The 13,026-nt window shown below is 65.1% G+C and carries 14 protein-coding genes; 9 read left to right on the plus strand and 5 right to left on the minus strand.

Annotated features, from left to right (window positions below):
• The first annotated feature begins 3 nt into the window (after window positions 1-3).
• Both ASD14_RS06980 and ASD14_RS06985 read left to right on the plus strand, forming a co-directional pair.
• Window positions 4-1,878, plus strand: a complete 1,875-nt coding sequence (locus ASD14_RS06980) for an ATP-binding cassette domain-containing protein (RefSeq protein WP_056130933.1) — start codon at window positions 4-6, stop codon at window positions 1,876-1,878.
• 81 nt (window positions 1,879-1,959) lie between these two features.
• A complete protein-coding gene (locus tag ASD14_RS06985; RefSeq protein ID WP_056130935.1) occupies window positions 1,960-2,568 on the plus strand; it encodes an alpha-ketoglutarate-dependent dioxygenase AlkB in 609 nt (202 codons plus the stop codon).
• Window positions 2,569-2,607: 39 nt separating this feature from the next.
• Here ASD14_RS06985 and ASD14_RS06990 read toward each other — a convergent pair whose 3' ends face one another.
• Entirely contained in the window at window positions 2,608-3,441 is an 834-nt protein-coding gene (locus ASD14_RS06990; RefSeq protein ID WP_056130939.1) for an SDR family oxidoreductase, read from the minus strand.
• An 81-nt stretch (window positions 3,442-3,522) separates the two neighbouring features.
• Here ASD14_RS06990 and thpR point away from each other — a divergent pair, with 81 nt between their 5' ends.
• Window positions 3,523-4,086: an RNA 2',3'-cyclic phosphodiesterase gene (thpR, locus tag ASD14_RS06995; protein ID WP_056130942.1), complete on the plus strand. Its 564-nt coding sequence runs from the start codon at window positions 3,523-3,525 to the stop codon at window positions 4,084-4,086.
• 19 nt (window positions 4,087-4,105) lie between these two features.
• Here thpR and ASD14_RS07000 read toward each other — a convergent pair whose 3' ends face one another.
• The gene (locus ASD14_RS07000; protein WP_157475156.1) at window positions 4,106-4,351 is read right to left on the minus strand and encodes a hypothetical protein; all 246 of its coding nucleotides are present in this window, start codon (window positions 4,349-4,351) and stop codon (window positions 4,106-4,108) included.
• 70 nt (window positions 4,352-4,421) lie between these two features.
• Here ASD14_RS07000 and ASD14_RS07005 point away from each other — a divergent pair, with 70 nt between their 5' ends.
• Window positions 4,422-5,027 (plus strand): YdeI/OmpD-associated family protein, encoded by a 606-nt coding sequence (locus ASD14_RS07005; protein ID WP_056130946.1) that lies wholly within the window; start codon window positions 4,422-4,424, stop codon window positions 5,025-5,027.
• Between the two features lie 12 nt (window positions 5,028-5,039).
• Here the strand turns inward: ASD14_RS07005 and ASD14_RS07010 are convergent, their stop codons facing one another.
• Window positions 5,040-5,315, minus strand: a complete 276-nt coding sequence (locus ASD14_RS07010; protein WP_056130949.1) for a polyhydroxyalkanoic acid system family protein — start codon at window positions 5,313-5,315, stop codon at window positions 5,040-5,042.
• A 125-nt stretch (window positions 5,316-5,440) separates the two neighbouring features.
• On the opposite strand from ASD14_RS07010, the gene ASD14_RS07015 reads away from it, so the two are divergent.
• Window positions 5,441-6,259, plus strand: coding sequence for an FHA domain-containing protein (locus tag ASD14_RS07015; protein WP_056130952.1), 819 nt, complete (start codon window positions 5,441-5,443; stop codon window positions 6,257-6,259).
• On the opposite strand, the gene msrQ is transcribed toward ASD14_RS07015, so the two are convergent.
• Together msrQ and msrP are read right to left on the minus strand one after the other, a co-directional pair.
• Entirely contained in the window at window positions 6,228-6,890 is a 663-nt protein-coding gene (gene msrQ, locus ASD14_RS07020; RefSeq protein WP_056130955.1) for a protein-methionine-sulfoxide reductase heme-binding subunit MsrQ, read from the minus strand. The two genes, ASD14_RS07015 and msrQ, sit on opposite strands and share 32 nt — an antisense overlap.
• Window positions 6,891-6,893: 3 nt before the next feature.
• Window positions 6,894-7,865, minus strand: coding sequence for a protein-methionine-sulfoxide reductase catalytic subunit MsrP (gene msrP / locus ASD14_RS07025; RefSeq protein WP_056132227.1), 972 nt, complete (start codon window positions 7,863-7,865; stop codon window positions 6,894-6,896).
• A 227-nt stretch (window positions 7,866-8,092) separates the two neighbouring features.
• On the opposite strand from msrP, the gene serC reads away from it, so the two are divergent.
• From serC to aroA, 4 genes are all read left to right on the plus strand, one after another.
• Window positions 8,093-9,193 carry a 3-phosphoserine/phosphohydroxythreonine transaminase gene (gene serC, locus ASD14_RS07030; RefSeq protein ID WP_056130957.1) on the plus strand — a complete coding sequence of 367 codons (1,101 nt, stop codon included), beginning with the start codon at window positions 8,093-8,095 and terminating at the stop codon, window positions 9,191-9,193.
• A 142-nt stretch (window positions 9,194-9,335) separates the two neighbouring features.
• Window positions 9,336-10,514, plus strand: a complete 1,179-nt coding sequence (gene pheA, locus ASD14_RS07035) for a prephenate dehydratase (RefSeq protein WP_056130960.1) — start codon at window positions 9,336-9,338, stop codon at window positions 10,512-10,514.
• Between the two features lie 23 nt (window positions 10,515-10,537).
• Window positions 10,538-11,671, plus strand: a complete 1,134-nt coding sequence (gene hisC / locus ASD14_RS07040) for a histidinol-phosphate transaminase (protein WP_200947030.1) — start codon at window positions 10,538-10,540, stop codon at window positions 11,669-11,671.
• Window positions 11,668-12,981 carry a 3-phosphoshikimate 1-carboxyvinyltransferase gene (gene aroA, locus ASD14_RS07045; protein WP_056130965.1) on the plus strand — a complete coding sequence of 438 codons (1,314 nt, stop codon included), beginning with the start codon at window positions 11,668-11,670 and terminating at the stop codon, window positions 12,979-12,981. The genes hisC and aroA overlap by 4 nt, the downstream gene beginning before the upstream one ends.
• The last annotated feature ends 45 nt before the right edge of the window (window positions 12,982-13,026 follow it).

Consider the following 13,026-nt stretch of genomic DNA (forward strand, 5'->3'; position numbering starts at 1 on the left):
GCCATGCCCCTGATTACCCTGCAAAACGTCGATTACGGCGTCGGCGGCCCTTTGCTGCTGGAAAATGTCGCCCTCTCCATCGAGGCCGGCGAGCGCATCGCCCTTATCGGCCGCAACGGCGCCGGCAAGTCCACGCTGCTGAAGCTGCTGGCCGGCGAGATCCAGCCCGATGACGGCGAGGTGCGCGTCGAAGGTGGCGCCCGCATCGCCCGCCTCGAGCAGGAAGTACCCGCGGGCGCGGCCGGCGACGTCTGGGATGTCGTTGCAGGAGGCCTGGGCCAGATGGGCGCATGGCTGGCCGAATACCACCATCTCAGCCACGCCGAGCACGTCGATACCGACGCGCTGGCCAGGGTCCAGTCGAAGATCGAGGATGCGCACGGCTGGTCGCTCGACCAGCGCGTGACCGAAACGTTGACCCGGCTCGACCTCGACGGCGACGCCGTGTTCTCCGGCCTTTCCGGCGGCATGAAGCGACGCGTGCTGCTGGCGCGAGCGCTGGTGTCTTCGCCCGACGTGCTGCTGCTGGATGAGCCGACCAACCATCTCGACATCGCGGCCATCGACTGGCTTGAAGGCTTCCTCAAGGCCTGGCCGGGCGCCCTGGTGTTCGTCACCCACGATCGCCGCTTCCTGCGCGCGCTCGCCACGCGCATCGTCGAGATCGATCGCGGGCAGGTCACGAGCTGGCCGGGCGACTGGGCGAATTACGAGCGCCGCCGCGAGGAGCGGCTCAACGCCGAAGCGCAGGAAAACGCCCGCTTCGACAAGTTGCTCGCACAGGAAGAAGTGTGGATCCGCCAGGGCATCAAGGCCCGCCGCACCCGCGACGAGGGTCGCGTGCGCCGGCTCAAGGCGATGCGCGCCGAATTCAGCCAGCGCCGCGATCTCACCGGCAACGTGAAGATGGAAGTCGCGCAGGGCGAGGCGTCCGGGCGCAAGGTGATCGAAGCGAAGGACGTGTCGTTCGCCTACGGCGGCAAGCCGGTTATCCGTGACCTGTCGACCGTGGTCATGCGCGGCGACCGCATCGGCCTGATTGGCCCCAACGGCAGCGGCAAGACCACGCTGCTGAAGCTGCTGCTCGGTGAACTCGCGCCGACCACGGGCGAAGTGAAGATCGGCAGCAACCTCCAGGTCGCGTATTTCGACCAGTACCGCGCCACCCTGCGCGAGGACTGGAACGCGATCGAGAACGTCGCCGAAGGCCGCGAGAGCGTCGAGATCAATGGCAAGCACAAGCACGTGATCGGCTACCTGCAGGACTTCCTGTTCACGCCGGAACGTGCCCGCGCGCCCATCACCCGCCTGTCGGGTGGCGAGCGCAACCGGCTGCTGCTGGCGCGGTTGTTCGCGCAGCCGTCCAACCTGCTGGTGATGGACGAACCGACCAACGACCTCGACGTCGAGACGCTCGAACTGCTCGAGGACCTGCTCTCGGATTATCCGGGCACGCTGCTGCTGGTCAGCCATGACCGCGACTTCCTCGACAATGTCGTGACCTCGACGCTGGTGATGGAAGGCGACGGTCGCGTAAGCGAATACGTGGGCGGATACAGCGACTGGTTGCGGCAGCGCCGGGACGTGGCGATGCCTGTTCAAGCGACGTCGCGGGCAGTGGCACCTGCACCTGTTGCCGCGACCACGGCTGCTCCGGCGAAGCGCAAGCTCGGCTACAAGGAAACGCGCGAGCTCGAACAGCTGCCGGCGCGCATCGAGGCCCTGGAAAGCCGTGTGGCGGAACTTGCACAGGCCATGAACGATCCGGCGTTCTACCAGCGCGGCCCCGACGCCATCAATGCGCACAACGCCACACTCGCCGCCACGCAGGCGGAACTCGACGCGGCATACACACGCTGGACCGAACTGGACGCCTGATCGACGGTCCGGCGCTTAATGGTTCATGCGCAAGGCAGGAGCGGCTCAGGAAATGAGACGCGCCGTCCCCATCGTGACGGCATGCGCGCGTCGCCTTGCCAGGACAGCCTGTTCGAATCCGATGCACCACGATTGCTGGTCGAAGACGGAGAGGGCGGTGTCGTCTATCAACCGGGGCTGATCGGTCCGGCCACCGCGGATCGCTGGTTCGAAACCCTGCGCGATGAAGTGCCATGGCAGTCGCAACGTCGTCCCATGTACGACCGCATCGTCGACGTTCCGCGCCTGACGGCGGGCTATCGTCTTTCCAGCGAACACCTGCCTGCGCCGTTACGCGAAGCCGCCGATTTGCTGCGCCGGCATACCGGCGAGCCGTTCAATGCGGTGGGGCTGAACTTCTATCGCGACGGCCGCGACAGCGTCGCTCCGCACAACGACAAGCTGCACATCCTCGTTCCGCATCACCCTATCGCCCTGGTTTCGCTGGGGTCGCCGCGGCGCATGACCATCCGCTCCAAGCAGCTGCGGCGTTCGGCGATCCATGTCGATCTCGAACCGGGCAGCCTGTTGCTGATGAGCTACGACTCGCAGCTTCATTACGAACACGGCGTGCCTAAAACGAAGCAGGAAGTGGGGCCGCGCATCAGCCTTGCCTTCCGCGTGCGCCCGGATGTCGATCGCTTGCCATGACATTCGTCGCAAGGTGCCAGGAGTTCCTGCGTCCGGGTCCTAGCCGATGAAGCCGCCACCGTTGACGTGGATGAACTGTCCGGTGACATAGCTGCTGTCGTCGCAGGCGAGGTAGACGTATGCCGGCGCGACCTCGCTGGGCTGGCCGGGCCGCTTCATCGGCGTGTCGGTTCCGAATTTCTCCTGCTTTTCCTTATCGAAGCTCGAAGTGATCAGGGGCGTCCAGATCGGGCCCGGGGCAACGCCGTTGACCCGGATGCCACGATCGATGAGGTTCTGTGCCAGCGAGTAGGTGAAGGTTTCGATTGCGCCCTTGGTGGACGCGCAATCGATCAGGTGCTTGCTGCCGCGGAACGAAGTCACCGAACCGGTGTTGATGATCACGCCGCCATCCTCGAGGTGTTCGAGTGAATGCCGGACGAGGAAGAAGTACGGATAGAAGTTGTTCTCGAAGGTAAGACGCAGCTGCTCGCTGCTGATCTCCTCCACACGTTCCTTCGAAACCTGGTCGGCGGCGTTGTTGACGAGGACGTTCAGGCCGCCGAGCGCCTTCACGGTTTCGTCGATCGCCGATTTGCAGAGGTCTTCGTCCTGCACGTTGCCGCGGATGAGAAGGCAACGCCTGCCCTCCTGTTCAACCATCGCGCGAGTGGCTTCCGCGTCCGACTCCTCGCTCCGGTAGATGATCGCGACGTCCGCGCCCTCGCGCGCGAAGTGCACGGCCACGGCGCGGCCGATGCCGCTGTCGCCGCCACTGATCAGTGCGATCTTGCCTTCGAGCTTGCCGCTGCCGCGGTATCCCTCGCGGATCGTTTCCGGTTGCGGCTGCATCGGTGCCTGTCGGCCCGGAGTGTTGATTTCGCGAGTGGACATGAAGTCGCCTCCGCCTTGTCCTTTCCGCGAAGATGCTCGCGCACACGCCGTCGCCGCGGCATGAAGCACTAGACTGCACGCATGCACCAGGATCTGTTCGGCTCCAGCCATTCCGTCGTACACAACGTCTTCTTCGGCCTCATGCCCGACGATGCCACCCGCGAACGCATGCTGGAAACCGTCGAGTCATTGCGTACCGCGCATGATCCACAAGGCCGCTGGCTGAAGCCCGTGCGCTACCACATGACCCTGCATTTTCTCGGGACCTTCTCCGAGTTGCCCGAAGACAGGATCGAGGCCGCGATTCGAGCAGCCGAAGGATTGCGTGCCCCTGCATTCGACCTGGTACTGGATCGCGCCGGCTCTTTTTCGGGAGGCATCGGCTGGCTTGGTTGCGCACGTACCGAACCGACGCTCCAGCAACTCTGGGACGAACTGCGGCAGGCACTCGCGCGGGAACATGTGTCCACGAAAGGGCATGCCCGCTTCACGCCGCATGTGACCGTGTTGCGCGACTCACGCAAGACCATGCCGGATGTGCCGATCGAACCGGTCCGCTGGCCAGTACGCGAGCTGATGTTGATCGACAGCCAGCTGGGTGACCACAACGAATACCGGTCGCTGGGCAGGTGGCGGCTCAAATAGTCCGAACGAGTGGAATGGTTCAGGCGCGGAGCTTGATGTCCGGATTGTCTTCGAGCGTACCGTCGGACTTCAGTATGGAAAACGACTTTCGGTCGCCATCCACCACGATGGGCACGAGATCCTGGAAAGGCCGGCGCCGTACGAATCTCAGCTCCCATCCGAAGCGCTCGAGTTCCCGCAGCGTCATCAGCTGGTCCTCGTTGAGCTGCGCGCGAAGCGCGGCGTTCGGTCGTGAGTGCGGCTGGCGACGTTCGCGATCGGTCATGCGTTCCTCCATTTTCATCGAAGAACGCAAGGCTGGAGCAAACTAGGCCGCCATCCGTCCGGGAAGTGCCATGGGCCACCGCGATCCACGCATCGATGCCTACATCGCCAGGGCCGCGGAGTTCGCGCGTCCCATCCTCGTGCGCCTGCGCGAAGTCGTGCACGTCGCCTGCCCGGAGTGCGAGGAAACCCTCAAGTGGGGCATGCCCGCGTTTACGCACCGCGGCAGGATCCTGTGCGGCATGGCGGCGTTCAAACAGCACGCCACGTTCAACCTGTGGCAGGGCGCAATGATCGTCGGCAAGGACGGCCGTGCGCTGGACGATGCGATGGGCCAGTTTGGTCGCCTCACGAAACCGGGGGACCTGCCCGGCAAGCGTGAGCTGGCCGGCTACATACGCGAAGCGGTGAAGCTGATCGATGCAGGAGTGAAGCGGCCCGCGGCCCGACGCGCGCCCGGGCCACCAGCCGAAGTTCCTGATGATCTCGCGGCCGCGCTGGGGAAGAACGCGAAGGCGCGTGCCACCTTCGATGCCTTTCCGCCCAGCAGTAGGCGGGATTACATCGAATGGATCACCGAAGCCAAGCGCGTGGAAACACGCGTCAGGCGCCTGGCCCAGGCGATCGAATGGATGGCCGAGGGCAAGCGCCGCAACTGGAAATACGAGAGCCGCTGAGCGCGTAGCCGGTCAGCTGAAGCGCTCGTCCAGCACGCGTTTGATCTCCGACTCGATCGGTCCCTTGAAGGCCGACATCAGGAAGCCGAGATTCGCGGTCACGCGCAGGCTTTTGGGCGCGAGGTCGATCTTGCCGTCGACGCCGCTGCGGACGAAGTTCAGGGTGTCCCCATCCCAGTCGTAGTCGAAGCCGAAACGCTCGGCCAGTTTGTCCGCGACTTCCTGCACGGCCTTGCGCGCCTTCGCGTGCGGCAGCGAATGGGTGTGGCGGATGTCGATGCTCGGCATGGTGGTTCCTCCTGTGCGGCGCATTGTGCGGGCAGAGTCGCCGGCATCCAAGCGCGGTCCGCGCAGGGCCGGCTGCAATCCGCGCGGGGCGTGCTAGATTGCGGCCGCGCCATATTCATAGCCACATGACTGCCCTGAGACTGAGGTTTCCCAATCGCCAGCAACCGGACCTTGTCCTCGGTCCAGGCGTGCATGCCATCGGCCGCGATCTCGTCGATCGTCCGGTCATCGTCGACGATCCCGGGCAGGCCATCGCGCAGTTCTGCGTCGATCGTCGTGGGGTATGGCTGCAGGTGCGCGAAGGAACGCGTGGACTGCACGTCAACGGCCGCCCGGTACGACGCGTCGCCATGCTTCGCGCCGGCGATGCGGTCTTCGTCGATGGCAACGAATGGCTGTTGCTCGGCGAGACGCCGTCTTCGGCACCGACCGAGTCAAAACAGGGTGATCGCAAGCCAGCATCGGGTGAGAATCCCGATCCACGCATGGTGTTGCGTGGTATTGGCGGTCCGCACCACGGACGCAGCATCACCCTCGACCGGTCGCGGGATGTCGGGCGCCTGCCCGAGTGCGAAATCCGCATCGACGACGCCGCGTTTGCCGATCGCCACGCCCGCATGGAACCGCATGCCGAAGGCGTGGTGTTGCGCGACCTGGGTTCGCACGACGGCAGCGTAGTGAACGGCTGGCCTGTTCGCAGCGCGCTGTTACGGCCCGGCGACCAGGTGGTGTTCGACACACAGCGCTTCGTGGTTGAAGCGCCCAACCGCGGCGGGTTGTCGGAAGCGAGCCAGCCCACGCAGCCGATCCCCGGCGAAGATTCCTTGCAGAGCATGCCCGAAGCGAAACCGGGCTCTTCCGCGCGTCGCGTGCCGTGGCTTCTGTTGGCCGCGCTGTTCCTCGCTGCCGCTGTCAGCCTGCTGTTGCTTTACGGCGCACGCTAGCCCGGCGATCGCGCAGGGCTTTCACGATGCGCCAGCCGAGCAGGGTCGCGAGGATCGCGGCATAGAGCGCGGGCTCGCGCACGTCCGACTTCACCAGCCACCAGAAGTGCAGCACGGCGAGCACGCCGACCACATAGACCAGCTTGTGCAGGCGCGCCCAGTTGCGGCCGAGCCGGCGAATGGCCGCCTGCGTCGACGTGATTGCGAGCGGCACCAGCAATAGCCATGCGGTGAAGCCGACGGTGATGTAGGGCCGCTTGGCGATTTCCTCGAAGATCTGCGCCCAGTAGCCGCGCAGGTCGAGCACGAGGTAGGCCGTGAGGTGCATCGTCGCGTAGAAGAAGGTGTAGAGCCCGAGCATGCGGCGGAAGCGGATGAAGACGGGTTTTTGCGTGGCCTGCCGCAGTGGCGTGATCGCCAGCGTGAGCATCAGGAAACGCAGCGCCCATAGTCCGAGGCGATGTTCGATTTCGGCCACCGGGTCGGCGCCGAGGCCGCCGCTTCCGGTGAGGGCTTCGGCGCGGATCTGCCAGCCGAGGATCGCGGCCGGGATGAGCGCAAGCAGGTGGACGAGGGACTTGGCGACGACAACACCGGTTGTGGAGCGTGCGCCACGCGAAGTGCGCGCCATCGGCTAGAACCACTTCCGCAGGTTCATCCCTGCGTACAGACTGGCGACCTGGTCCGCGTAGCCGTTGAACATCCGCGTGGGAATACGTTCGGCGAACAGCTTGCTCTGCGTGCCGGCGATGCGGCGTTCGGTCTTCTGCGACCAGCGCGGATGGTCGACATCCGGATTGACGTTGCTGAAGAAGCCGTACTCCTCCGACTGCGCGTCGTTCCAGCTGGTGGGCGGCATTGTCTGGACAAACGTGATCGCCACGATCGACTTGATGCCCTTGAAGCCGTACTTCCATGGCACGACCAGGCGCAGCGGCGCGCCATTCTGCTGCGGCAACGGCTTGCCGTAGAGGCCGGTCACGAGGAAGGCGAGGGGATGCATGGCTTCGTCGATGCGCAGCCCTTCGCGGTACGGCCAGTCGAGGGCGGAGTAGCGCTGGCCCGGCATCTGCTTCGGGTCTTCCAGAGTGGTGAAGGCGACATATCTCGCCTTGGAAGTCGGTTCGAACTTCTTCAACACGTCGGCGAGCGGCACACCCAGCCACGGGATCACCATCGACCAGCCTTCGACGCAACGCAGGCGATACACGCGTTCCTCCGGCGTGCTGCCCTTGAGCAGGTCGTCGAGCGACACCACCCCCGGCTTCGCACACTGGCCGCCGATGGCGACGCTCCAGGGTTTCAGCCGCAGCGTGCGATCCGCGCGCGAGGGGTCGCTCTTGCCAGTGCCGAATTCGTAGAAGTTGTTGTAGGTGGTGACATCTTCCAGACGCGTGAGCTCTTCCGAGGTACGGAAACCCGCCCGCGCCTGTTCGGGCGTGATCACGGCCTTCGATGGTGCCGGTGGCGGGGCGGCATCGCTGCAGCTGGCCAGCCCGAGTCCGGGCACGGCGGCAAAGGCGGCCAGCAGACGACGACGATCGCGGTAAACCGCTTCATCGGTGATTTCGGAAGAGGGGATACGCAGGGCATCGCGCAGGGACATGGCCGGCTCCGGCATTTGTGGTTCGACTATATGTCCAGAGGTGATAAGTGGGCGAAAAGTTGCGCGTGCAACCCTTGATCCACGCCTGCTGCGCTGCGGCATACTAAGCCCGCTGCACGACGCTCCGCCTGGCCTGCCACCCCTCGCCTTGTCACCCTTCGGTCTGCCCATCGTGGCGCAGGCCCCTGTGCCGCAAGCAGACAACTTCCGCCAAGTCGAGGACATCCATGTCACGCGTACACAACTTCGCCGCCGGTCCGGCCACCCTTCCCGAATCCGTACTGCGCCAGGCGCAGGAGGAGATGCTCGACTGGCACGGCGTGGGTGCTTCCATCGTCGAGCTGAGCCATCGCGGGCCCGAGTTCATCCAGGTGGCGACCGAAGCCGAAGCCGACCTGCGCAAGCTGATGTCGATTCCGGACGATTATGCGGTGCTGTTCCTCGGCGGCGGTGCGACCACCGTGCAGGCGTTGCTGCCGCTCAATTTTGCTTCCGCGGGCCAAACAGCCGATTACGTGCTCAGCGGGCACTGGGGCAAGACCGCGGTCAAGCAGGCGAAGCCGTACGTCTCGGTCAACATCGCGGCGAGCAGCGAAGCAGAAGGCTTCCGCACCGTTCCCGCGGCGAACACGTGGCAGCTGTCGAAGGACGCGGCCTACGTCCACGTCACCGCCAACGAAACCATCCACGGCGTCGAGTTCCGCGAAGGGCATTACCCCACGCGCGAACAGCTCGGCGACGTGCCGCTCGTGGCCGACTTCAGCTCGAGCATTGCTTCCGAGCCGCTGGATATCTCGAAATTCGGCGTGATCTACGCCGGTGCGCAGAAAAACCTCGGTCCGGTCGGCATCACGGTCGTGATCATCCGCCGCGACCTGTTCGAGCGCGCCGGCCAGCCGCGCGCCGACATCCTCGATTACCGCTCGCACCTCAAGGGCGAGTCGATGCTCAACACGCCCCCGAGCTGGAACTGGTACCTGCTCGGGCTCACCGTGAAGTGGATGCTCGCCGAAGGCGGCGTCGAGGAATTCGCGCGCCGCAGCGCGCGCAAGTCGGGACTGCTTTACGACGTGATCGACAACTCGGGGGGGTTCTATCGCAACGAAGTCGACAAGGCCGCGCGTTCGCGCATGAACGTGCCGTTCTTCCTGCACGACGAAGCGCTGGACAAGCCTTTCCTCAAGGAAGCCGAGGCGGCAGGCCTGATCTCGCTCAAGGGACACCGCGCGCTCGGCGGCATGCGCGCTTCGATCTACAACGCGATGTCGGAGGCGGGCGTGCAGGCGCTGGCCGACTTCATGCGCGATTTCCGACAAAGGCATGGGTGAGCGGACGCGCTTGGCCGATGCCCTATCGGCATTGGCCGCGTCCGCGAACGCCCGGCCATGGATGGCCGGGCAGGGCTGTCCGGAGAGAAATGTGTTCCGCCACGGATGGCTGCGATGTTCAGCCCGAAGCGAAGAGACATAAATGAAAGAAAAGACCAGCAAGCCGAAGCAAGCGAAGGCGAGGAAAGTGTCCCCGCTCTTAGGCAAAGACACAGTATCTGCCGGGGCGGCTTCTCCGGCGCTGCCGCCCGACCTGGGCGAATTGCGCCAGCGCATCGACGGCATCGATCGCCACATCCAGGAATTGATCGCCGAACGGGCGCAGTTCGCGAACCAGGTCGGCAAGGCGAAAGGCAAGCTCGCCGCAGCCGTCGATTACTACCGCCCCGAGCGCGAAGCCCAGGTGCTGCGCCGTGTGGTCGATCGCAACGATGGGCCGCTCAACGACGAAGTGCTGGTGCGGCTGTTCCGCGAAATTATGTCCGCGTGCCTGGCGCAACAGGAGCCGTTGAAGATCGGTTTCCTCGGTCCCGAGGGTACGCATTCGCAGCAGGCGGTCTACAAGCACTTCGGCCATTCGATCCATGGCCTGCCGCTGGCGAGCATCGAGGAAGTGTTCCAGGAAGTGGAAGCGGGCGACGCGGATTTCGGGGTAGTGCCGGTGGAAAACTCCACGCAGGGCACGATCCAGTCGACGCTGGATATGTTCCTTACTTCGAAGCTGAGGATATGCGGCGAAGTCGAACTGCGCGTGCACCAGCACCTGCTGTCGCGCGCAAATCGGCTCGAGGACATCGAACGCGTGTATTCGCATCCGCAGTCGTTCGCACAGTGCAAGGCCTGGTTGCGCCAGTACCTGCCGAAGGCGGAGAAGATCGCCGTCACCAGCAATGCCGATGCCGCCAAGCGCGCGCGTAATGCGGACGACGCGGCCGCAATCGCCGGCATCAGCGCGGCGACGGTGTACGGACTGAAGTCGCTGGCCGGACCGATCGAGGATCGACCCGACAACACCACTCGCTTCCTGGTGCTCGGACGCGAGCTGTTCCCGCCGTCGGGCAACGACCGCACCTCGCTGCTGGTGTTCATCAAGGACCAGCCGGGCGCGCTGTACCACGTGCTCGCGCCGTTCGCGAAGCACGGCCTGAGCATGAACCGCATCGAATCGCGCCCGGGACACACCGGTCTGTGGCAGTACGCGTTCTTCATCGACATCACCGGCCATGCGCAGGAAGACGCGATGCGCCGTGCGCTCGATGAAGTGCATGAATTCGCACAGGAAGTGAAGGTGCTCGGTTCCTATCCGGTCGCGATCGCATGAGCGATGCGGCAAGGACGGTTGAGGTGGCCACGACGTACGATGAAGCCTGGTTCGCGTCCCGCGCTTCGCGCGGGGTGCAAGGCCTGCGCGCGTACGACCCCGGCCACGACCTGGTTGCGTTCCGCCGCAAGTTCGGGGACATGCTGGTCGAACTCGGCTCCAACGAGAATCCCTATGGTCCGTCGCCCGCCGCACGCATGGCGATCCTGGACCAGCTGCACTCCTTGCACCGTTATCCAGATCCGCTCGGGCTCGACCTGAAGCGGGCGCTGGCGGCGAAACACGGTGTCGATGTTGGCCAGATCCTGCTCGGCAATGGCTCCCATGAGTTGCTGATGCAGCTCGCGCAAGTGTTTGCGGGAGAGGGCGATGAAGTCGTGTTTTCGCGTTACGGCTTCGCGGTATTCGCGCTGGCAACGCAATGCGCCGGAGCGAAGGCTCGCGTGGTCGAAGCGCTGCCGCGCGACCACGCGACGATGCCGCTCGGCCATGATCTCGATGCGATCGCCGCGGCCGTAACGCCGGTTACGAAACTGGTCTACATCGCCAACCCGAACAATCCCACCGGCACGTGGTTCGGACGCGACGCGATGGAGGTGTTCCTCTCGCGCATTCCTGGCGAAGCGGTCGTCGTATTCGACGAGGCCTATGCCGAGATGGCCAACGCGCCCGATTACAGCAGTGTCTTGCCGCTGCTGTCGCGGCATCCGAACCTGGTCGTCACACGTACTTTCAGCAAGGCGTATGGGCTCGCAGGACTTCGCGTCGGCTATCTGATGGCGGCGCCGGGACTCGTTGCGGTGATGGAGCGCGTTCGCGAGAGCTTCAACGTCAACGGTCCGGCGCTGGCCGCATGCGAAGCCGTGCTGGACGACACCGCGCACCTGCGGTGGTCGCTGGATCGAAACGCCACCGAGCGCACGTCGTTGACAGAGGCCTTGCAGGAACGAAACCTGCGTGTGTACCCGTCGCAAACGAACTTCGTGCTGGTTGAATTCGGCCCGAATACGGCGCTGATCGAGGCCGCACTTATAGCGCAGGGCGTCGTGCTGCGTCCGATGGGCGGCTACGGCCTCGGCGACTGCCTTCGCATCACCGTCGGCAGCCACGAAGAAAACCTGCGTTTGCTGGCGGCCTTGGACAAGGTCATCGCATGAACCGCGAAGCCGTGCAGCACTGGATCGCATCGGCTGGCCAGCCACTCTCGGGCAATGTGCGCGTGCCGGGCGACAAGTCGGTTTCACACCGTGCGGTGATGCTCGGTGCGATTGCCGAGGGCACGACGCGCATTCGTGGATTCCTCGAAGGCGAGGACACGCGGGCAACGGCGCGCGTGTTCGCGCAGCTCGGCGTGTGCATCGAAGCGCCGAGTGCGGGCGAGCGCATCGTCCATGGCGTGGGTCTGCACGGCCTGCGTGGCAGCGACGCACCGCTGGATTGCGGCAATGCCGGCACTGGCATGCGCCTGCTCACCGGCTTGCTGGCCGCGCAGTCCTTCGACAGCACGTTGATTGGCGACGAGTCGCTGTCCAGGCGCCCCATGCGCCGCGTTGCCGAACCTCTTGCGGCGATGGGCGCACGCATCGACAGCGAACCGGGTGGGCTTCCACCGCTGCGCCTCCATGGCGGCGCGAAACTGCTGGGTGTCGAGACAACCACGGCCGTCGCCAGTGCGCAGGTGAAGTCCGCACTGCTGCTCGCTGGCCTATACGCGGACGGCGAAACCGTCGTGCGCGAACCGCATCCGACGCGTGATTACACCGAACGGATGCTCGCCGCCTTCGGCTGGCCCATCGAATTCACACCGGGCGCGGCGCGCCTCCGTGGCGGGCATCGCCTCACCGCGATCGATGTCGACGTGCCCGCGGATTTCTCCTCCGCTGCGTTTTTCATCGTCGCGGCGACGCTGGTTCCAGGGTCCGAACTGCGCATCGAAGCCGTCGGCATGAATTCCCGCCGGACCGGGCTGCTCGGCGCGTTGCGGCTGATGGGTGCCGACATCCGCGAAGAGAACCGCCAGGAGCAAGGTGGCGAACCGGTCGCCGATCTCGTCGTGCGCCACGCGCCTTTGCACGGCATCGAAGTGCCCGTGGAACTCGTGCCCGACATGATCGACGAGTTCCCGATCCTATTCGTCGCCGCGGCCTGTGCGAACGGCCGCACCGTCGTGCGCGGTGCAGCGGAACTGCGCGTCAAGGAATCCGACCGGATCGCGACCATGGCTACCGGCCTGCGCGGCCTCGGTATCGAAGTGGAAGAAACTCCCGACGGTGCAGTGATCGAAGGCGGACGTCTGCGGGGCGGGTCAATCGAGAGCCACGGCGACCATCGCATTGCCATGAGCTTTGCCGTCGCCGCGCAGCTGGCCGAAGCCGAAGTCCGGATCGATGACGTCGCGAACGTCGCGACATCATTTCCAGGCTTCGTCGCGCTCGCCAAAGCAGCCGGCATGGCCATGGTGCAGTAGCAGCGGCCCTCGGCCGCGACCTAAGCCATCGCCGCACTGACCGCG

It is taken from the genome of Lysobacter sp. Root494 (assembly GCF_001427225.1).
Taxonomy (GTDB): domain Bacteria; phylum Pseudomonadota; class Gammaproteobacteria; order Xanthomonadales; family Xanthomonadaceae; genus Agrilutibacter.

Excerpts from the sequence above, each read along its gene's own strand:
- ASD14_RS06980 (WP_056130933.1), top strand. The coding sequence starts at position 4 with ATGCCCCTGATTACCCTGCAAAACGTCGATTACGGCGTCGGCGGCCCT.
- ASD14_RS06985 (WP_056130935.1), top strand. The coding sequence starts at position 1,960 with ATGCGCGCGTCGCCTTGCCAGGACAGCCTGTTCGAATCCGATGCACCA.
- ASD14_RS06990 (WP_056130939.1), bottom strand. The coding sequence starts at position 3,441 with ATGTCCACTCGCGAAATCAACACTCCGGGCCGACAGGCACCGATGCAG.
- thpR (WP_056130942.1), top strand. The coding sequence starts at position 3,523 with ATGCACCAGGATCTGTTCGGCTCCAGCCATTCCGTCGTACACAACGTC.
- ASD14_RS07000 (WP_157475156.1), bottom strand. The coding sequence starts at position 4,351 with ATGACCGATCGCGAACGTCGCCAGCCGCACTCACGACCGAACGCCGCG.
- ASD14_RS07005 (WP_056130946.1), top strand. The coding sequence starts at position 4,422 with ATGGGCCACCGCGATCCACGCATCGATGCCTACATCGCCAGGGCCGCG.
- ASD14_RS07010 (WP_056130949.1), bottom strand. The coding sequence starts at position 5,315 with ATGCCGAGCATCGACATCCGCCACACCCATTCGCTGCCGCACGCGAAG.
- ASD14_RS07015 (WP_056130952.1), top strand. The coding sequence starts at position 5,441 with ATGACTGCCCTGAGACTGAGGTTTCCCAATCGCCAGCAACCGGACCTT.
- msrQ (WP_056130955.1), bottom strand. The coding sequence starts at position 6,890 with ATGGCGCGCACTTCGCGTGGCGCACGCTCCACAACCGGTGTTGTCGTC.
- msrP (WP_056132227.1), bottom strand. The coding sequence starts at position 7,865 with ATGTCCCTGCGCGATGCCCTGCGTATCCCCTCTTCCGAAATCACCGAT.
- serC (WP_056130957.1), top strand. The coding sequence starts at position 8,093 with ATGTCACGCGTACACAACTTCGCCGCCGGTCCGGCCACCCTTCCCGAA.
- pheA (WP_056130960.1), top strand. The coding sequence starts at position 9,336 with ATGAAAGAAAAGACCAGCAAGCCGAAGCAAGCGAAGGCGAGGAAAGTG.
- aroA (WP_056130965.1), top strand. The coding sequence starts at position 11,668 with ATGAACCGCGAAGCCGTGCAGCACTGGATCGCATCGGCTGGCCAGCCA.